This window comes from Aestuariivita sp. (genome assembly GCF_049276915.1).
Classification (GTDB): Bacteria; Pseudomonadota; Alphaproteobacteria; order Rhodobacterales; family Rhodobacteraceae; genus Aestuariivita.
On sequence record NZ_JBASXK010000022.1, the window covers coordinates 1 to 17,428 of the forward strand.

The window sequence follows — 17,428 nt, forward strand, 5'->3', positions numbered from 1 at the left end:
CCACGACAGGCGGCAACGCGCTCAAGTTCTATTCCTCGGTCCGTTTGGACATTCGCCGCATCGGTGCGATCAAGGATCGCGATGAGGTTGTCGGCAACCAGACCCGCGTCAAAGTGGTCAAGAACAAGGTGGCCCCGCCGTTCAAGCAGGTGGAATTCGACATTATGTATGGCGAAGGCATCTCGAAGATGGGCGAGTTGCTGGATCTGGGCGTCAAGGCGGGCGTGGTTGAAAAGTCCGGAGCCTGGTTCAGCTATGGCGACGAGCGCATCGGGCAGGGGCGTGAGAATGCCAAGCTGTTCCTGCGCGAAAACACCGCCATCGCTCTTGATATCGAAGACAAGATTCGCGCCGCGCACGGGCTGGAATTTGACATGCCGGATGTCCCGGACGACGGCGAAGACATCCTCGAAGCATAACACCGGGCTCGCCGTACCATGGGGCGGCACAGAACATCACGGACAGGGCGGCCCACGGGCCGCCCTGTTTTGCATCTCAGCCGCAATACGGATGGTGGACAGCACCGTGCCATAGGGCTATTTCAGTTCGAACCCGAATTGCCCCCCAAGGTCACGCAAACCCATGCCCTCATTGAATGACATCCGGTCCACATTTCTGAACTATTTTGCAAGGCACGGTCACGAGGTGGTCGAAAGCTCTCCGCTTGTGCCGCGCAATGACCCGACCCTCATGTTCACCAATTCGGGCATGGTTCAGTTCAAGAACCTCTTCACCGGGGTTGAGCATCGCGATTACAAACGCGCCACGACTGCTCAGAAATGCGTGCGCGCCGGGGGCAAGCATAATGACCTCGACAATGTCGGCTATACCGCGCGCCATCACACTTTTTTCGAAATGCTGGGGAATTTTTCCTTCGGCGACTATTTCAAGGCCGATGCAATTCCCTTTGCCTGGGAGTTGATCACCAAGGAACTTGAGATCAACAAGGAAAGACTGCTGGTCACCGTCTATCACACCGATGACGAAGCCGTTGATATCTGGAGAAAAATTGGCGTTCCCGAGGGGCGTATCATCCGCATAGCCACAAATGACAATTTCTGGATGATGGGTCCGACCGGCCCCTGCGGGCCGTGTACCGAAATTTTCTATGATCATGGGGAGCAGTACTGGGGCGGCCCTCCGGGCTCACCGGAAGAAGACGGCGACCGTTTTGTCGAGATCTGGAACCTTGTTTTCATGCAGTTCGAGCAGTTCGAGGATGGCAGCCGCAAGGAACTTGCCGCGCAATCCATCGATACGGGCATGGGCATAGAACGTGTCGCGGCGCTGTTGCAGGGCACCAATGACAATTACGCCACCGACCTGATGCGCAGCCTCATCGAGGCCAGCGCCGATGCCACCTCGACCTATCCTGATGGTCCGGGCAAAATGCATCATCGCGTGATCGCCGATCACCTGCGCTCGACGTCGTTCTTGATGGCCGATGGGGTCATGCCATCCAATGACGGGCGCGGTTACGTGCTGCGCCGCATCATGCGCCGCGCCATGCGCCACGCCCATTTGCTGGGTGCCAAGGATCCCCTGATGTACAAGCTGGTGCCCGCGCTGATCAGCCAGATGGGGGCGGCTTATCCCGAGCTTGGCCGCGCCAGATCCCTCATAGAAGAGACGCTGAAGCTGGAAGAGACCCGCTTCAAGCAGACGCTGGACCGCGGCCTCAAGCTGCTGGATGATGAACTCTCTGCCTTGCCCGAGAAGGCCGATCTGCCCGGTGCGGCGGCGTTCAAGCTTTATGACACCTATGGGTTCCCGCTGGACCTGACCCAGGACGCGCTTCGCGAAAAGGGCCGCTCGGTCGACACGGACGGCTTTGACGCCGCCATGGCCGAACAGAAAGCCAAAGCCCGCGCTGCATGGTCAGGATCGGGTGAGGCGGCTGACGCCACCGTCTGGTTCGACGTGGCCGAAGAACACGGCACCACCGATTTCCTCGGCTATGATACGGAAACCGCAGAAGGTCAGATCGTTGCCATCATCAAAGGCGGCGCGCAATCGGAGTCGGCAGGCAAGGGCGAAAGTGTTCAGATTGCTCTGAACCAGACCCCGTTCTATGCCGAGTCCGGCGGCCAGCTCGGCGACAGCGGCGTGATCAAGACCGAGTCTGCGACCATCAAAGTGACAGATACTCGCAAAGCGGCCGGTGTTTTCATTCACATCGGCACCGTCGAATCCGGCACGGTGTCAAAGGGGCAGGCGGCTGTGCTCGAGGTTGATCATGCCCGCCGCAGCGCCATCCGGGCCAATCATTCGGCCACGCATCTGTTGCATGAAGCGCTGCGAGACGCGCTTGGCGATCATGTCGCGCAGCGCGGATCGCTGAACGCGGATGACCGTTTGCGCTTTGACTTCAACCATACCAAGCCTCTCTCGCCCGAAGAATTGCGGCAGGTCGAGACAGATGTGAACACCTATATCCGCCAGAACGCACCTGTTGTTACGCGCATCATGACTCCGGATGACGCGCGCGAGATCGGTGCGCAGGCTCTGTTCGGCGAAAAGTACGGTGACGAGGTTCGCGTTGTGTCCATGGGCCACCAGGTCGGTTCGGGCAAGGGCAATGACGGCCAGACCTATTCGATCGAACTCTGCGGTGGAACGCATGTGCGCCAAACCGGCGACATCGGTGTGTTTGTAACCCTTGGCGAGTCGGCCTCGAGCGCCGGTGTACGCCGCATCGAAGCACTGACCGGGGCGGCGGCTTTTGACTATCTCAGTCAGCAGGGTCGCCGTTTGTCCGACGCAGCCCTGACGCTCAAGGCGCAACCCGCCGAGGTGCCTGAACGCATCAAGGCGCTGCTCGACGAGCGCAAGGCTCTCAGCAATGAAGTGGCGCAATTGCGCCGGGAGCTGGCCATGTCAGGCGGCTCTAATTCGCAGTCAGATGTCAAGGAAATCAACGGCATAAAGATCATAGCTCAAGTGCTTTCGGGCGTTACGGGCAAGGATCTGCCGGCTTTGATTGATGAGCATAAATCCCGCATTGGCTCGGGTGCGGTCCTGTTGATCGCGGATGCAGGCGGCAAAGCCGCTGTGGCCGCTGGCGTAACGGGCGATTTGACAGAACGCGTGTCTGCTGTTGATCTGGTGCGTGCAGCTGTCGCTGAATTGGGTGGCAAAGGAGGCGGCGGTCGCCCTGATATGGCTCAGGGCGGCGGCGCGGATGCGTCACATGCGGATGCCGCGATCGCGGCCGCGGAAAAACTGTTGGAGGGCTGAAGGATGGGTGCGCTTTGGATTGCACATGTCACTGTCACGGATGAAGAGGCCTATGCAAAATATGCCGCACTTGCGACCGAAGCGATCGGAGCGCATGGCGGCGTTTTCATCGCGCGGGGCGGGCGGTTTGTTCAGCTTGAGGGGCAGGCGCGTCCGCGCAATGTCGTTGCACGCTTTCCGTCGGTTGAGGCTGCGCAAACATGCTACAATTCAGAGACATATCAACGCGCGCTCAGTCACGCGCGCGATGCGTCCGAGCGCGAACTCCTGATCGTGGAAACGACCGAGTAAATCACGCAAACGCAACGTTTACAAAACAAATGGGGGAGCCAGAGGCTCCCCCATTTGCATTTACAGAGTTTTCGAGCGCCGCTTGCGCTCGTGAGGATCCAGATAGCGCTTGCGCAGTCGGATCGCATTGGGCGTCACCTCAACCAACTCATCGTCGTTGATATAGGCAATCGCCTCTTCCAGAGACAGAGTGATGGGCGTGGTCAGCCGCACGGCTTCATCCGTGCCAGAGGCGCGCACGTTGGTCAGCTTCTTGCCCTTCAGGGGGTTCACTTCGAGATCATTCTCGCGGCTGTGTTCGCCAATGATCATGCCGGTGTAGATCTTTGCCTGTGCTCCGATGAACATCCGGCCACGATCCTCAAGGTTCCACAGCGCATAGGCGACCGCTTCGCCATTCTCCATCGAGATCAGCACACCTGCGCGCCGTCCCGGGATCGGGCCCTTATGTGGTGTCCAACCGTGAAAGACGCGGTTCAACACGCCGGTGCCGCGGGTATCGGTGAGAAACTCGCCGTGATACCCGATCAATCCGCGTGAGGGGACATGCGCGATGATGCGCGTCTTGCCTGCTCCGGCCGGCTTCATCTCGACCAGTTCACCCTTGCGCGCGCCGGTCAGTTTCTCGATCACCGCTCCGGAGTATTCGTCATCAACGTCGATGGTCGCTTCTTCCACCGGCTCGAGGGTCGTTGTGCCATCGTTGCGCAGGATGACCTGCGGACGAGAGATCGACAGCTCGAACCCCTCACGGCGCATGTTCTCGATCAGAACGCCCATCTGCAATTCGCCACGGCCGGACACTTCGAACGCTTCGCCACCAGGGGTGTCCGCGATCTTGATGGCGACGTTGGATTCCGCCTCTTTCATCAACCGTTCGCGGATCACACGCGATTGCACCTTTTTGCCGTCACGTCCGGCAAGGGGGGAATCGTTGATGCCGAAAGTCACGGTGATTGTCGGCGGATCAATCGGTTGCGCATCCAGCGCCGTATCAACAGCCAGAGCACAGATCGTGTCTGCCACGGTGGCTTTGGACATCCCGGCCAGCGATACGATATCGCCCGCTTCGCCCTCGTCGATGTCCTGCTGGCCAAGGCCGCGGAACGCCTGCACGCGGGTTACTCGGAACTGCTCGATCTTTTGACCAATGCGCGAAAGCGCCTGAACGGTCTGACCCACTTTGACTCGGCCGGATTCAACGCGACCCGTCAGGATACGGCCCACGAACGGATCGGACCCCAGCGTAGTTGCCAGCATGCGGAAATCCTCGCCCCGACGCGCGATCTGGCGCGGGGCGGGGACGTGATTGACAATCAACTGGAACAGCGCGGACAGATCCTTGCGCGGCCCATCCAGTTCGGCATCTGCCCAGCCCGAGCGACCCGAGGCATACATATGCGGGAAGTCCAGCTGGTCTTCGTTGGCTTCCAGGCTCGCAAAGAGATCAAAGCATTCATCCAGCGCGCGGTCAGGTTCTGCATCCGGTTTGTCGACCTTGTTGAGCACCACAATCGGTCGCAGCCCCAGCGCAAGCGCCTTGGATGTGACGAACTTTGTCTGCGGCATCGGCCCTTCGGCGGCGTCCACCAGCAGGACAACGCCGTCCACCATCGACAGGATCCGCTCGACCTCTCCGCCGAAATCGGCATGGCCGGGCGTGTCCACGATGTTGATCCGTGTCCCTTTCCATTCCACCGATGTCGCTTTGGCGAGAATGGTGATCCCGCGCTCGCGCTCAAGGTCGTTGGAATCCATCGCCCGCTCGGCCACGGCCTGATTTTCACGGAACGCGCCCGATTGCTTCAGCAGCTCATCAACGAGCGTGGTCTTTCCGTGGTCAACGTGAGCGATGATTGCGATGTTTCGCAGGTCCATGAATTCAGCCTTTGTGCGGGAGTTGTCGCGCGGATACATCGCTGCGCTGCAGAAGGCCAGCACTTTTCGCGGCTAATGCCCTGTGCTTTTGGAGAACAGGTGAATCGTCGCAATCCCCGCGATGATCAGCGCCATTCCGATGATCGCCGGCATGTCCAGCCGCTGACCAAACACCGCAAAGCCGATGATCGCGATCAGGACAATCCCCAGCCCCGACCAGAACGCGTAAACAATCCCCACGGGCATGTATTTCAGCGTCAGCCCCAGAAAAAAGAAGGCCAGCCCATAGCTGAGCACAGCCAGAAGCGTTGGCCCGACTTTGGAGAATTGCTGACTGGCCTGCAAAGCCGTGGTTCCCGTGGTTTCAAAAAACACCGCAATGATCAGGTAAACATAATGAAAAGGCATGCAGGCTCCGTCGGTCAAAGGGGCAGGACAGGATCGTCCTTGATCTCTTCCATAACAAAGCTGGCTGCGACATCCGAGAGAGGAACGCGCCGGATCAACTGCTGATAAAGAAGGTCATAGTCGGCCATATCCGCCACCCGCGCCCTGATCAGGTAATCCAGATCCCCGGTCATGCGATAGACGCTCAGGATTCCGGGGATTTCTTTGGTTGCTTTGGAAAATGCGCTCTGCCAGCCGGGATCATGGCTATGCGTGCGGATTTGGATGAACACCATCAGCCCCAGGCCAAGTCGCGCGGCATCAACTTCGGCGCGTCGGGCGCGGATGATGCCGGCTCCGTCCATGGCGCGGATCCGTCGCCAGACCGCGTTGCGTGACAGGCCCACCTCTTCGCCAATCGCTTCAAGGGGCGTATCCGCTGCGCGTTGCAGAACAGTCAGAATCCTGCGATCAAATGTGTCAACTGTCTCCATTTCCGGATCATATGTGAGAAATTATCCCAAGATAAGGTGATTTCGTCTGATCTTTGTGAAAATTTCTCATCCAGGCTGAGATATCCTGATGGAACTCAACAAGGAGATTGAAATGCTCAGACGTCTTTTCACCGATCATCCGCATTCCGTGGATGAAAGCTATGTCGAACATATGATCTTTGCCTTGAGCTTTGCGGGTCTACTGGCCCTGGCTGCCGGAGCGGCGCTGATCCATGCGCTGATACCGGGCCTGTGCAAAACAACGGCCAGCACGCTGATCCGCAAGATGTATGCGCGCATCGAACACCGCGGTGTTCCTGTCGGCACGCCTGCGGAGTAAATCTCGAAGGCCCGGTCACGCAGCCCGATCAGAGTGCAGGAGGCGCGCCGGTGCCGACGCTCTGGTCACGGGGTATCGGTGTCGCCGTCTTTCTTGGCCAACTCTCGGCGCACGTAGTCGCGCAGGAACCCGCGCGCACGGGTTTCGGCCTGTCTGACCCGTATGGACGACATGAACGCCTCTTCAGTGGGCGTGGAACTGGCACCAAGGACCTTGGCCACCTGAGCGATCAATTCGACATCGCCCAGTTCGTCCACCACTTTTAGAACGTCAATCGCCAGTTTGTCGCCGAGATCTTCTGCAAGTCCCATGCCGTGGCCCTTTGATTATCGCGTGTTTTCCGTCAGTCGCCGTTTCACATATTCGGACACATTGCCGATCATCGTGTCCATATGCGGCTCTTTGAAGAAATGGTCAGCGCCCTCGATCTCCTGATGGGTGATCGTGATGCCTTTTTGTTCGTGCAGCTTTTGCACCAGGGATTGCGTGTCCGCTGGCGGAGCCACGCGGTCGGCTGTCCCGTTGATCACCAGACCCGACGCCGGGCAGGGCGCGAGAAACGAAAAGTCATACATGTTCGCCGGGGGCGAGACGCTGATGAAACCCGTGATTTCCGGGCGGCGCATCAGCAGTTGCATCCCGATCCAGGCCCCAAAGGAAAAGCCCGCAACCCAGCAATGCTTGGAGTTGTTGTTCATGGATTGCAGATAGTCCAGCGCCGAAGCCGCATCCGACAGCTCGCCGATGCCCTGATCGTATTCGCCTTGACTGCGCCCCACGCCGCGGAAATTGAAACGCAGCACCGTGAAGCCCATGTTGTAGAAGGCATAGTGCAGGTTGTAGACCACCTTGTTGTTCATCGTCCCGCCAAACTGCGGGTGCGGATGCAGCACGATGGCTATGGGCGCGTCTTTTTCTTTCTGGGGGTGGTAGCGGCCTTCGAGCCGACCTTCGGGGCCGGGAAAAATCACCTCAGGCATATGTGGTCCTGTTCTTGTCGTTCGGGGCTGGCTCGGCCTGCGGGCGATTGTTGACAAAATCGCTGGGTCACTTTAGAGCCATTCTAAATGCATCGGGGCGCGCAGCACGCGCAGTCTTCGCCACATAGGCGCAGACAATGGAAACGTCAATGTTTTCGAGCAACTGCGCCTTCAAAGCAATCAGATCTGCCGGGGGGAGCGTGCGTGAAACTTTCGACAAAAGGCCGATATGCGATGGTGGCGCTGTGCGACATCGCCCTTCAACCTGCCGACACGCTGGTCACATTGAGTGATATCGCGAGCCGTCAGCAGATTTCGCTGCCTTATCTGGAACAACTGTTTGTCAAACTGCGCCGGGCCGAACTGGTCATGTCCGTACGCGGGCCCGGAGGCGGGTATCGCCTGTCGCGCCCGCCCTCCGAAATCAGAGTCGTCGATGTTCTGTCGGCTGTGGATGAAAACGTGGATGCGATGCACAAAGGCGCGGGCGTGTCCGGCGGATTGTCAGGCAGCCGCGCGCAATCGTTGACCAATCGTCTGTGGGAAGGTTTGAGCGCGCATGTCTATGTGTTCTTGCACCAGACCCGACTGTCGGACATCGTCAAGAATGATCTTGCTCCGTGCCCTGCGGTTCCTGGGCTTCTTTCTGTAGTGGATTCAGAATGATGCGAGGTGTTCTTGCATCCGGTGTCGGGCCAGCGAGGGGCGCTGCCCCTCGCGCTCCCCGCCGTATTTGCTGCAAGAAGAAGCAGCGGGTCGCCGCGTGAGGACCTATCTTGATTATAATGCCACGGCACCTTTGAGGCCTGAAGCGCGCGCTGCCATGATCGCGGCGATGGATGTGGTGGGAAATCCGTCTTCTGTCCATGCCGAAGGGCGTGCGGCGCTTGGAATTGTTCAAACGGCGCGCGCGCGGGTTGCAGCCGCTGTCGGTTGCCAGGAGGCTGAGGTGGTGTTCACATCCGGGGCAACCGAGGCGGCGGGTGTTCTGGATGGATTTGGCGATGTTCAGGTGGCTCCGACCGCGCATGACGCGCTTTGGGCCCATCATCGCCGATCAGAGAAGGGCGCGTCGATCTATGCGATGGGTGTGGCCAATTCCGAAACCGGGATCCTGTCTGATCTGCCAAAGCGGGACGAAGCCGGCTGGCATGCGCCTGAGGGAACGGCCGACTTTCTGATGCTGGATGTGACGCAGGCGCTGGGGCGAATCCCTTTCGCGTTTTCCTGGTCCGGGGCCGATCTGGCGGTGTGCTCGGCTCATAAACTGGGTGGACCAAAGGGTGTCGGGGCTTTGATCCTGCGCCGTGGGTTGGATGTGGAGCCCTTGTCGCTGGGGGGTGGCCAAGAGATGGGGCGGAGATCCGGAACGGAAAATGTTATTGGAATCGCAGGCTTCGGGGCAGCTGTTGAAGCGGCCATGCGGGATCTGGCAGAGGGCCAGTGGCAGCGGGTCGAGAAACTTAGAAATATTCTAGAAACAAGTCTTGAGGCTCGCGCAAACAAGACTATTTTTGTCGGGAAAGCAGAATCGCGTCTTCCCAACACCAGTTGCTTTATCACAGCAGGCTGGAAGGGTGAGACGCAGGTGATGCAGATGGACCTGGCCGGATTTGCGATCAGCGCAGGATCGGCCTGTTCCAGTGGCAAGGTGCGCGAAAGCCGCGTGTTGCGCGCAATGGGTTTTGATGCCTCGCAAGCGGCAAGTGCCGTGCGGGTGTCACTGGGGCCTGAGACGACCGAAGACGAGGTGCTGCGCTTTGTTCAAGCGTGGCTTGGCAAAGAAGAAAAATTTCGCGCCCGCTCGGCGGCATGAGCGCGGCCCGGCAATGTGGAGAGCCCGATGACAGTGTTAGACGAGACCCAGGTCAAGGAAGGTGTCGATCAGGAAACTGTTGATGCGGTACGCGAAGTCGGTGGGGCCTATAAATACGGTTGGTCCACGGATATCGAGATGGAGTATGCCCCCAAGGGCCTGACCCCCGATATCGTCAAGCTGATCTCGGAAAAGAATGAAGAGCCAGCGTGGATGACCGAATGGCGCCTGCAGGCCTATGAACGCTGGCTGCAAAAGGAAGAGCCGACCTGGGCCATGGTCGATTATCCCGAGATCGACTTCCAGGATCAGTTTTATTACGCCCGCCCCAAAAGCATGGAAGTGAAGCCCAAGTCGCTGGACGAGGTCGACCCCAAGCTGCTTGCGACCTACGAAAAGCTGGGCATCCCGCTGAAGGAGCAGTTGATCCTTGCCGGTGTCGAGGGAGCCGAGGACATGCCTGCTGAAGGGCGCAAAGTGGCCGTGGATGCGGTGTTTGATTCCGTATCCGTGGGCACAACCTTTCAGGCCGAACTGCGCAAGGCCGGTGTGATCTTCTGCTCGATCTCTGAGGCCATTCGCGAGCACCCGGAACTGGTGAAGAAGTACCTTGGTTCAGTCGTGCCGGTGTCGGACAACTTTTATGCGACGCTGAACTCGGCCGTGTTTTCGGACGGGTCGTTTGTCTATGTCCCTCCGGGCGTGCGCTGCCCGATGGAGTTGAGCACCTATTTCCGGATCAATGCCGAGAACACCGGTCAGTTCGAACGCACCCTGATTATTGCCGACAAGGGCTCATATGTGAGCTATCTTGAGGGCTGCACCGCGCCACAGCGCGACATCAGCCAGCTCCATGCTGCCGTGGTCGAGATCATCATCGAAGAAGATGCCGAGGTAAAATACTCGACTGTTCAGAACTGGTATCCCGGGGATGAGAACGGCAAGGGCGGCATCTATAACTTTGTGACCAAGCGCGCCGATTGCCGGGGTGATCGGGCCAAGGTGATGTGGACGCAGGTTGAAACCGGCTCGGCTGTGACCTGGAAGTATCCGTCATGCATCCTGCGGGGCGACAACAGCCAGGGTGAGTTCTATTCGATCGCGATTGCCAACAATTACCAGCAGGCCGACACCGGCACCAAGATGATCCATCTGGGAAAGAACACCAAAAGCCGGATCGTGTCCAAGGGCATCAGTGCGGGCCATGCGCAAAACACCTATCGCGGGCTGGTCTCGATGCATCCCAAGGCCAAGAACAGCCGCAATTACACGCAATGCGACAGCCTGCTGATCGGCGGGCAATGCGGCGCGCATACGGTGCCTTACATCGAGGTAAGGAACAATTCCTCGCGGGTCGAGCATGAGGCCACCACATCCAAGGTGGATGATGATCAGCTGTTTTATTGCCGCTCGCGCGGGATGGACGAGGAAGAAGCGGTGGCATTGGTTGTCAACGGGTTCTGCAAGGACGTGTTGCAGGCACTTCCGATGGAATTTGCCATGGAAGCGCAGCAGCTTGTCGCGATTTCTCTGGAAGGGTCGGTGGGCTGATGTTCAAGAGACCGGGGGTTCCGTTCTTCACCCGCGCAGGGTTGGCGCTGTTTCTGGCCGGTCTGATTGCTGGTGGTGGCATCATGTTCGTCATCATCGACTTTGAGTCGCTCTTTTTCGCTATCCAGACAGGCCTGATGGTGGGGCTTGCCCTGATGACGATCCGCTGGCGCATCGCCGAGGAAAAGGTGATCAAGGCGCGCAAAGAGCAGTCATGAAAGTGAAACATCGGTGAGTAAGTCACCGTAAGTGTCTGCGGGCCAGGACGCCCGCGTGAACACCGGCAGGAGAGGTGAAATGACGGCTGAAGCCCTGAATGCTCTGGCGCTGCAATCGGCGGGTCCGGCGATAGGAGCATTTATCGGCGTACTGCTGGGGCTTGGTTTTCGCAAACGTCGGCGGGGCGGCGGTGGCGGTTTGCTGGACCAGTCGATCGTCCTGACGGCGGGCGCGGCCGGGGGCGCGGCTCTGATCGTGACGATGATGATCAACGCCTTCATGGGGGGCGCGGGATGATCAAATGCATTGCGCGACTGCAGAAACGGCTGATGCTGGGCCGCCCGGACGCCAGTGTCGCATTGCAATTGATCCACACGCGGGTGCTGGACAAGCCCGTCATCTTTTGCGTCAACATGGAAAACGACCCGGTCCAACGTAATCATCGCCGCGGCGGGTTTTACGAGCAATCCGAACTGAAGGCACTCAGGTCCATTTTCCCCAAAGGTGGTACCTTCGTGGACATTGGCGCCAATGTCGGCAATCACACGCTGTTTGCCGCGATGTTCCTGGGCGCGGGCCGAGTGATCCCGTTTGAGCCGAACCCGCAGGCATTCGAATTGCTTGTGCAGAATGTGCTGGTGAACCGGTTGAGCGAGCGGGTTGATATCTCGAAACTGGGCGTGGGTTTGTCGGATGCGCATTCGGCGGGCTTTGCCATGCAGAAACGCGAGCGCAATCTGGGTGCGGCCAAGATGCTGGAAGGCCAAGGCAGCCTGGAAGTGTTCCGCGCCGATGATCTGCTGGCCGAAGAGACCCCTGATTTCATCAAGATCGATGTCGAGGGGATGGAAATGCGCGTGCTGGATGGTCTGTCGGGCCTTCTGGCGCGCTGCCGTCCGGTGATGATGGTCGAGGTCGACAATGAGGTTGAAGATCAGTTCATGAACTGGGTCGCCGAGGCAGGCTATGGCGTCGTTGCAACGCACGCCCGGTATCGGTTGAACAAGAACCACGTCATTGCCGATAAAGCGGATGTCGCCCGTTTGCAGGGCAAGCTGACAAAGACAGCGCTTGGCCCCAAGACAGAGGCGACTGCATGATCATCACCACAACCCCGTCGGTGGACGGGCATCGCATTGCTGAATATTGCGGAATCGTCGTTGGCGAGGCCATCCTGGGTGCCAACGTGATCCGCGATGTGTGCGCCGGGATCACCGACATTCTGGGGGGACGCTCGGGTGCCCATGAACAGGAGCTCGGCATGGCGCGCGCCACGGCCCTGGACGAGATGGAAGTCCGCGCGCGCGCTGTCATTGCTGGCGCAGCGCGGGGTGATCGAGACAGGCGATATGAAACATTATCTGGCTATGCATGAACGGCGCGCCGTGTTGTGACACATCAAGAGAGATAGCGAAAACTGCTGTGCCTCGGGCAGAGCGCGAGCAAATGAAGGAAAGAAAAATGCTGGAAATCAAGAACTTGCACGTCAAGCTTGAAGAAGAAGACAAGCAAATCCTGAAAGGGGTGAACCTGACGGTCGAAGCGGGCAAGGTGCATGCGATCATGGGGCCGAACGGATCGGGTAAATCGACGCTGTCTTATGTGCTTTCCGGGCGCGACGGCTATGAGGTGACGGACGGTTCAGCGACGCTTGAAGGCATTGACCTTCTTGACATGGAACCCGAAGAGCGTGCCGCGGCAGGCCTCTTCCTTGCATTCCAGTACCCGGTCGAGATCCCCGGCGTGGGCAACATGACATTTCTGCGCACAGCCGTGAATGCACAGCGCAAAGCGCGCGGCGAAGACGAGATGAGCGCTGCGGATTTCCTCAAACTGGTTCGGGCGCGCGCCAAGGATCTGAAGATCGACGCGGACATGCTCAAGCGCCCGGTCAATGTCGGCTTTTCCGGGGGCGAGAAAAAACGCAATGAAATCCTGCAGATGGCGATGCTGGAACCCAAGATGTGCATACTTGACGAGACCGACTCGGGCCTTGATGTGGATGCAATGAAACTGGTGGCCGAAGGCGTGAACGCCCTGCGTTCGGAAGGGCGTGGATTCCTGGTGATCACGCATTACCAGCGCCTGCTGGATCACATCAAACCGGATGTCGTGCATATCATGGCGGATGGCCGCATTGTGAAAACCGGCGGACCCGAATTGGCGTTGGAAGTCGAGAACAACGGCTATGCCGATATCCTGGCGGAGGTGGCCTGATGGCTGTTGCGCAACTCAAACAGGACGCAACCGAAGCGCGGCTGAGTGTTTTGCAGATGCCAGAGGGCGGCTGGTCAGAAGCCGCACGCGCCGATGCCTTGGCGCGGGTGCGCGCCATGGGCTTGCCGTCGCGGCGGGATGAGTATTGGAAATACACGCGCCCTGACACGCTGGTTGATGCCGTTGCCCCTTCGGCGGCGCTGTTTGATGCAGGCGAAGACCTGGTTTTCGGTGAGATCGATCGCCTCAAGATCGTCTTCGTGGATGGAGTCTTTGACGCTGAAGCCTCCGATGATCTAAGCCTTGACGGGATCGAGATCGAACGCCTTTCTGCCAGTGCAGGAAGCGATATCCATTGGGCCAAGGACGTTTACGGTGTGCTGGAAGCCAAGGGTCAGGATCCGGTCCAGCGCCCATTGGCTGCTCTGAACACGGCTTTTGCCACGGACGGTGTCCTGGTGCATGTGAAATCTACGCCAAGCAAACCGATCAGCCTGATCTACATTCATGCCGCGCAGAACTCGGATGCGATGCTGCACCATGTGATCAAGGTCGACAGCGGTGCCGAGGTGACGATCCTGGAAAACGGCCCCGCAGCGGCGCGGTTTAACAAATGCATGGAGATTGACTTGGCCGATAACGCCACGCTGCATCATGTACGCGCGCAAGGCCGGGATCATGAGCGTCGGGCGGCCACGCATATTTTCACCCGTCTGGCGACGCAATCCGTGTTCAAAAGCTTTACGCTGACAGCCAATGGCGTGCTCACGCGCAACGAGGTGGTGATCGACCTGACCGGCAATGACGCTGTGGCCCATGTGGCCGGTGCCTGTGTTGGCGATGGCGATTTTCACCATGATGACACCGTATTCATCACCCATGATGCCTTGAATTGCGAAAGCCGTCAGGTGTTCAAAAAGGTGCTGCGCAATGGGGCAACCGGCGTTTTTCAGGGAAAGATCCTGGTCAAGGCGGGCGCACAGAAGACCGATGGCTATCAGCTCAGTCAGTCTCTGTTGCTGGACGATGACAGCCAGTTTCTGGCAAAGCCCGAGCTTGAGATCTATGCGGATGATGTGATCTGCTCGCACGGCTCGACCTCTGGTGCGATTGATGATGATGCGATGTTCTATCTGCGCTCGCGCGGGGTACCCGAAGGCGAGGCAACCGATCTTCTGACGCTGGCCTTCCTTGCGGAAGCCGTGGACGAGATCGAGGACGAAGCCCTGGCAGAAGAGATCGTCAACCGACTGTCTGCCTGGCTGATCCGTCACCGCCGGACCTGAGGCAGAACATATGCCCGTCACCTCTGATATCACCGCCACTTATCGGGGGCCGGGGCGCGTCATGCGGCGGCTTTTGGCGATGGGTGCGCGCGAAGACCGGGCGCTGGCCTTTCTGATGGGGTTTTGCGTAATAGCCTTTATCGCGCAGCTTCCCCGCCTGTCGCGTGAAGCACATCTGCAAGGTCAGGACCTGTCGATGATGATGGCGGGGGCGCTTATGGGCTCGGTCTTCATTCTGCCGTTGGTGCTCTATCTGATTGCCGGGATCTCGCATCTTGTGCGCCGCGCTCTGGGGCGTGCCAGCACCGGATACAGTGCGCGTCTGGCCTTGTTCTGGTCGTTGCTGGCCAGCACGCCGATCTTGCTGCTTTATGGGCTGATCGGTGGGTTCTTGGGGCAGGGACCTGCCTTGCAATTGGTCGGTGTGATCTGGATCGTGATGTTTCTGTGGTTCTGGATTGCATCCCTGCGTGCAACCGGTGAGGGTGCGGAATGATCCAGATGCCCTCTCTCAAAGACCTTGCCTTGCTGTCTGTACAGAATCCGGCCGAGGCCGCGCGTCTGCTGATCTCGCTGCGGATCGATCGCAAAACCTTGTGGACGGGGCTGTTTCTGGTCGCTGTTCTCAACACGCTTCTGAATGGGCTGAACACTCTGCTTGTGCCGGGCCCATCGCCATTTCCGGGGCTGTTTGACGTACCGGCCGTGTACTTCTTCTTCATAAGCGGTGGTCTGGTTCTGACCGTGATCACGCTTTACTGGGTCGGCCGCAGCTTTGGCGGGCAGGCCAGCATGGAAGACGTGATCGTCGTGGTCGTCTGGCTTCAGTTCTTGCGGGTTCTTGTTCAAGCAGCGGCACTTCTGTTGCTGCTGACGATTCCGATGCTGTCGATCATTCTGGTTTTTGCCGCGGCGCTGGTGGGGCTTTGGATCCTGGTTCACTTTGTCGATCAGGCGCATCAGTTTCAGTCGCCGGTCAAGGCCGCAGGCGTTTTGATCGCGGCCTTCGTCGGTATGGTCGTCGGCCTGTCGATCTTGTTGTCACTGATCGGCGGTGTCGGCGCGATGGGAGTTTGAAATGTATGATGTGAACGCCATCCGTGCGGACTTTCCGATCCTGTCGCGGCAGGTGAACGGCAAGCCGCTGGTTTATCTTGATAATGGGGCATCAGCGCAAAAACCGCAGGTGGTGATCGATGCGATCACGCGGGCCTATTCCGAGGAATACGCCAATGTCCATCGCGGTTTGCACTATCTGTCAAATCTTGCGACCGAGAATTATGAAAGCGTGCGCGGTGTGATCGCGCGCTTTCTGGGCGTCGCGGATGAGGATGAGATTGTCCTGAATTCAGGCACCACCGAAGGCATCAACACCGTGGCATATGGCTGGGCCATGCCCCGGCTTGAGGCCGGCGATGAGATCGTTCTGTCGGTGATGGAGCATCATGCCAATATCGTGCCCTGGCATTTTCTGCGTGAGCGGCAGGGGGTGGTTCTGAAATGGGTGGACGTGGATTCGCGCGGCGATCTTGATCCGCAAAAAATGATTGATGCGATCGGGCCAAAGACGAAACTGGTGGCTGTCACGCATATGTCGAACGTGCTGGGCACGGTTGTCGATGTGAAGACAATCACCCGTGCCGCCCATGCCAAAGGCGTGCCGGTGCTGGTTGATGGCAGCCAGGCGGCTGTGCACATGCCGGTGGATGTTTCGGATATCGGTTGTGATTTTTATGCCATTACTGGCCACAAGCTGTACGGACCTTCCGGCTCCGGCGCGATCTATATGAAGCGTGAGCGCATGAATGAAATGCGCCCCTTCATCGGCGGCGGCGATATGATCAAGGAAGTGCACCGTGACCTTGTGATCTATAATGAACCGCCCATGATGTTCGAGGCCGGCACACCGGGGATCGTGCAAACCATCGGGCTGGGGGTGGCGCTGGAATACATGATGGCCGTTGGCATGGATCAGATCGCGGCCCATGAAAGGCTCTTGCGCGACTATACAAGCGCGCGTCTGGGCGGACTGAACTGGCTGCAGGTGCAGGGTACATCCGATACCAAGGGCGCAATCTTTTCCTTCACGCTGGATGGTGCCGCGCATGCGCATGATATCTCGACCATCCTGGACAAGAAGGGCGTGGCAGTGCGCGCCGGTCAGCATTGCGTGGGACCCTTGATGGAGCATCTGGGGCTGACCGCCACATGTCGTGCATCTTTTGGAATGTACAACACCACCGCCGAGGTGGATGTACTGGTCGAAGCCCTCGAGCTGGCACATGAGCTGTTTGCCTGAGTGATTTAGCGATTGCGGGCTTATTCGCGCAAAGCTATACCGCAAAACAGAAGGACCCTTAGCTCAGCTGGATAGAGCGCTGCCCTCCGAAGGCAGAGGCCAGAGGTTCGAATCCTCTAGGGTCCGCCATATTTTCAATGACTTAACAGATGTAACGCCGCACCCGTGTCCCTTGAGTGTCCAGAATAGCGGGTACAAGATCGGATCTCTCAGGCCCACTGGTGGTCAGGCCATATAGGGCAGTGGTGATTGGCAATTCATCGCTGGTTAAGGTAAACTGTAACTAGGGCGGCGCGGATCGATCTACTTTGCTGCGCTACGGCCAGACCTTGGTACGAAGACACCCGCCGTCCTATCCTCCCGGTTACTTGGAGCTACCGACACGCTTCGGCATGTGCGCGCAGCACTCCTCGAGCCACCCTATCCTCCGCGC

20 protein-coding genes, 1 tRNA gene and 1 pseudogene are annotated in these 17,428 nt (G+C 58.7%); 17 read left to right on the forward strand and 5 right to left on the reverse strand.

Annotation, left to right across the window (positions count from 1 at the left end):
- From WAO69_RS02070 to WAO69_RS02080, 3 genes and pseudogenes are all read left to right on the forward strand, one after another.
- A pseudogene (locus WAO69_RS02070) lies at positions 1–419 on the forward strand (DNA recombination/repair protein RecA); the annotation flags it as partial.
- A 163-nt stretch (positions 420–582) separates the two neighbouring features.
- Positions 583–3,237 (forward strand): alanine--tRNA ligase, encoded by a 2,655-nt coding sequence (gene alaS / locus WAO69_RS02075; protein ID WP_422176248.1) that lies wholly within the window; start codon positions 583–585, stop codon positions 3,235–3,237.
- A 3-nt stretch (positions 3,238–3,240) separates the two neighbouring features.
- Positions 3,241–3,528 (forward strand): DUF1330 domain-containing protein, encoded by a 288-nt coding sequence (locus tag WAO69_RS02080; protein WP_422176250.1) that lies wholly within the window; start codon positions 3,241–3,243, stop codon positions 3,526–3,528.
- 60 nt (positions 3,529–3,588) lie between these two features.
- Here the strand turns inward: WAO69_RS02080 and typA are convergent, their stop codons facing one another.
- The 3 genes from typA to WAO69_RS02095 form a co-directional block, all read right to left on the reverse strand.
- Positions 3,589–5,406 carry a translational GTPase TypA gene (gene typA / locus WAO69_RS02085; protein WP_422176252.1) on the reverse strand — a complete coding sequence of 606 codons (1,818 nt, stop codon included), beginning with the start codon at positions 5,404–5,406 and terminating at the stop codon, positions 3,589–3,591.
- Between the two features lie 72 nt (positions 5,407–5,478).
- The gene (locus WAO69_RS02090; protein WP_422176254.1) at positions 5,479–5,814 is read right to left on the reverse strand and encodes a DMT family transporter; all 336 of its coding nucleotides are present in this window, start codon (positions 5,812–5,814) and stop codon (positions 5,479–5,481) included.
- A gap of 14 nt (positions 5,815–5,828) precedes the next feature.
- Positions 5,829–6,287 carry an Lrp/AsnC family transcriptional regulator gene (locus WAO69_RS02095; protein WP_422176256.1) on the reverse strand — a complete coding sequence of 153 codons (459 nt, stop codon included), beginning with the start codon at positions 6,285–6,287 and terminating at the stop codon, positions 5,829–5,831.
- 112 nt (positions 6,288–6,399) lie between these two features.
- Here WAO69_RS02095 and WAO69_RS02100 point away from each other — a divergent pair, with 112 nt between their 5' ends.
- Positions 6,400–6,627, forward strand: coding sequence for a DUF6356 family protein (locus WAO69_RS02100; RefSeq protein ID WP_422176258.1), 228 nt, complete (start codon positions 6,400–6,402; stop codon positions 6,625–6,627).
- A gap of 65 nt (positions 6,628–6,692) precedes the next feature.
- Here WAO69_RS02100 and WAO69_RS02105 read toward each other — a convergent pair whose 3' ends face one another.
- Together WAO69_RS02105 and WAO69_RS02110 are read right to left on the reverse strand one after the other, a co-directional pair.
- Positions 6,693–6,938 (reverse strand): hypothetical protein, encoded by a 246-nt coding sequence (locus WAO69_RS02105; RefSeq protein WP_422176260.1) that lies wholly within the window; start codon positions 6,936–6,938, stop codon positions 6,693–6,695.
- 15 nt (positions 6,939–6,953) lie between these two features.
- Entirely contained in the window at positions 6,954–7,607 is a 654-nt protein-coding gene (locus tag WAO69_RS02110; protein ID WP_422176262.1) for an alpha/beta hydrolase, read from the reverse strand.
- 204 nt (positions 7,608–7,811) lie between these two features.
- On the opposite strand from WAO69_RS02110, the gene WAO69_RS02115 reads away from it, so the two are divergent.
- From WAO69_RS02115 to WAO69_RS02175, 13 genes are all read left to right on the forward strand, one after another.
- The gene (locus tag WAO69_RS02115; RefSeq protein ID WP_422176264.1) at positions 7,812–8,273 is read left to right on the forward strand and encodes an Rrf2 family transcriptional regulator; all 462 of its coding nucleotides are present in this window, start codon (positions 7,812–7,814) and stop codon (positions 8,271–8,273) included.
- 97 nt (positions 8,274–8,370) lie between these two features.
- Entirely contained in the window at positions 8,371–9,423 is a 1,053-nt protein-coding gene (locus WAO69_RS02120; RefSeq protein WP_422176266.1) for a cysteine desulfurase family protein, read from the forward strand.
- Between the two features lie 27 nt (positions 9,424–9,450).
- Complete coding sequence (gene sufB / locus WAO69_RS02125; protein WP_422176268.1) at positions 9,451–10,974, forward strand: Fe-S cluster assembly protein SufB; 1,524 nt, start codon at positions 9,451–9,453, stop codon at positions 10,972–10,974.
- Positions 10,974–11,192 (forward strand): hypothetical protein, encoded by a 219-nt coding sequence (locus tag WAO69_RS02130; RefSeq protein ID WP_422176270.1) that lies wholly within the window; start codon positions 10,974–10,976, stop codon positions 11,190–11,192. Before sufB ends, WAO69_RS02130 begins: the two co-directional genes overlap by 1 nt.
- Positions 11,193–11,271: 79 nt before the next feature.
- Positions 11,272–11,490, forward strand: coding sequence for a hypothetical protein (locus WAO69_RS02135; protein WP_422176272.1), 219 nt, complete (start codon positions 11,272–11,274; stop codon positions 11,488–11,490).
- Entirely contained in the window at positions 11,487–12,293 is an 807-nt protein-coding gene (locus tag WAO69_RS02140) for an FkbM family methyltransferase (RefSeq protein ID WP_422176274.1), read from the forward strand. Before WAO69_RS02135 ends, WAO69_RS02140 begins: the two co-directional genes overlap by 4 nt.
- Positions 12,290–12,568 (forward strand): heavy metal-binding domain-containing protein, encoded by a 279-nt coding sequence (locus WAO69_RS02145; protein ID WP_422176276.1) that lies wholly within the window; start codon positions 12,290–12,292, stop codon positions 12,566–12,568. Before WAO69_RS02140 ends, WAO69_RS02145 begins: the two co-directional genes overlap by 4 nt.
- 86 nt (positions 12,569–12,654) lie before the next feature.
- Entirely contained in the window at positions 12,655–13,410 is a 756-nt protein-coding gene (gene sufC / locus WAO69_RS02150) for a Fe-S cluster assembly ATPase SufC (protein WP_422176278.1), read from the forward strand.
- Positions 13,410–14,696, forward strand: a complete 1,287-nt coding sequence (gene sufD, locus WAO69_RS02155; protein ID WP_422176280.1) for a Fe-S cluster assembly protein SufD — start codon at positions 13,410–13,412, stop codon at positions 14,694–14,696. Before sufC ends, sufD begins: the two co-directional genes overlap by 1 nt.
- 10 nt (positions 14,697–14,706) lie before the next feature.
- Positions 14,707–15,192 (forward strand): YIP1 family protein, encoded by a 486-nt coding sequence (locus WAO69_RS02160; protein ID WP_422176282.1) that lies wholly within the window; start codon positions 14,707–14,709, stop codon positions 15,190–15,192.
- Positions 15,189–15,773 (forward strand): YIP1 family protein, encoded by a 585-nt coding sequence (locus tag WAO69_RS02165; RefSeq protein ID WP_422176284.1) that lies wholly within the window; start codon positions 15,189–15,191, stop codon positions 15,771–15,773. The genes WAO69_RS02160 and WAO69_RS02165 overlap by 4 nt, the downstream gene beginning before the upstream one ends.
- 1 nt (position 15,774) lies before the next feature.
- Positions 15,775–16,995 (forward strand): cysteine desulfurase, encoded by a 1,221-nt coding sequence (locus tag WAO69_RS02170; RefSeq protein WP_422176286.1) that lies wholly within the window; start codon positions 15,775–15,777, stop codon positions 16,993–16,995.
- Positions 16,996–17,047: 52 nt separating this feature from the next.
- Positions 17,048–17,124 (forward strand) — tRNA-Arg (locus WAO69_RS02175).
- Positions 17,125–17,428 lie beyond the last annotated feature (304 nt).

Coding starts and splice junctions, on each gene's coding strand:
- alaS (WP_422176248.1), top strand. CDS start 583: ATGCCCTCATTGAATGACATCCGGTCCACATTTCTGAACTATTTTGCA.
- WAO69_RS02080 (WP_422176250.1), top strand. CDS start 3,241: ATGGGTGCGCTTTGGATTGCACATGTCACTGTCACGGATGAAGAGGCC.
- typA (WP_422176252.1), bottom strand. CDS start 5,406: ATGGACCTGCGAAACATCGCAATCATCGCTCACGTTGACCACGGAAAG.
- WAO69_RS02090 (WP_422176254.1), bottom strand. CDS start 5,814: ATGCCTTTTCATTATGTTTACCTGATCATTGCGGTGTTTTTTGAAACC.
- WAO69_RS02095 (WP_422176256.1), bottom strand. CDS start 6,287: ATGGAGACAGTTGACACATTTGATCGCAGGATTCTGACTGTTCTGCAA.
- WAO69_RS02100 (WP_422176258.1), top strand. CDS start 6,400: ATGCTCAGACGTCTTTTCACCGATCATCCGCATTCCGTGGATGAAAGC.
- WAO69_RS02105 (WP_422176260.1), bottom strand. CDS start 6,938: ATGGGACTTGCAGAAGATCTCGGCGACAAACTGGCGATTGACGTTCTA.
- WAO69_RS02110 (WP_422176262.1), bottom strand. CDS start 7,607: ATGCCTGAGGTGATTTTTCCCGGCCCCGAAGGTCGGCTCGAAGGCCGC.
- sufB (WP_422176268.1), top strand. CDS start 9,451: ATGACAGTGTTAGACGAGACCCAGGTCAAGGAAGGTGTCGATCAGGAA.
- WAO69_RS02130 (WP_422176270.1), top strand. CDS start 10,974: ATGTTCAAGAGACCGGGGGTTCCGTTCTTCACCCGCGCAGGGTTGGCG.
- WAO69_RS02135 (WP_422176272.1), top strand. CDS start 11,272: ATGACGGCTGAAGCCCTGAATGCTCTGGCGCTGCAATCGGCGGGTCCG.
- WAO69_RS02140 (WP_422176274.1), top strand. CDS start 11,487: ATGATCAAATGCATTGCGCGACTGCAGAAACGGCTGATGCTGGGCCGC.
- WAO69_RS02145 (WP_422176276.1), top strand. CDS start 12,290: ATGATCATCACCACAACCCCGTCGGTGGACGGGCATCGCATTGCTGAA.
- sufC (WP_422176278.1), top strand. CDS start 12,655: ATGCTGGAAATCAAGAACTTGCACGTCAAGCTTGAAGAAGAAGACAAG.
- sufD (WP_422176280.1), top strand. CDS start 13,410: ATGGCTGTTGCGCAACTCAAACAGGACGCAACCGAAGCGCGGCTGAGT.
- WAO69_RS02160 (WP_422176282.1), top strand. CDS start 14,707: ATGCCCGTCACCTCTGATATCACCGCCACTTATCGGGGGCCGGGGCGC.
- WAO69_RS02165 (WP_422176284.1), top strand. CDS start 15,189: ATGATCCAGATGCCCTCTCTCAAAGACCTTGCCTTGCTGTCTGTACAG.
- WAO69_RS02170 (WP_422176286.1), top strand. CDS start 15,775: ATGTATGATGTGAACGCCATCCGTGCGGACTTTCCGATCCTGTCGCGG.